This is a genomic window from Micrococcus sp. GbtcB5, assembly GCF_019091605.1.
Taxonomy (GTDB): domain Bacteria; phylum Actinomycetota; class Actinomycetes; order Actinomycetales; family Micrococcaceae; genus Micrococcus; species Micrococcus luteus.
This window is the reverse complement of record NZ_JAGXJK010000148.1, coordinates 1-292: the sequence shown is the minus strand read 5'-3', so window position 1 is coordinate 292 and position 292 is coordinate 1. Positions and strand designations below refer to the sequence as shown.

Here is a 292-nt window from a genome sequence, read left to right as displayed (position 1 = left end):
GCGCGCCGAGCAGGATGCCCAGGCCCCAGCCGTCCACGCCGCTGTTGTGGGAGACGACGGACAGGTCCGTGGCGCCCTGCTCGAGCAGGGCCGCGATGAGCTGCACGGGGTTGCCGGAGAGCCCGAAGCCGCCGACGGCCAGGGACGCGCCGTCCGGCACGCCCGCCACCGCCTCGGCGGGCGTGGCCACGGTCTTGTCGAGAGCCATGTCCGGGGTCCTTTCTGTCAGGGGCGGCCCGTCAGCGGAAGAGGATCAGGGCCTCGCCCTGGCCGCCGCCGCCGCAGAGCGAGA

1 protein-coding gene is annotated in these 292 nt (G+C 75.0%); it reads right to left on the bottom strand.

The features are described from left to right. Nucleotides 1-208, bottom strand: a 208-nt coding sequence (locus KVS67_RS11820) for a CoA-transferase (protein ID WP_305799836.1), incomplete at its 3' end; no start/stop codon positions are given. Nucleotides 209-292 lie beyond the last annotated feature (84 nt).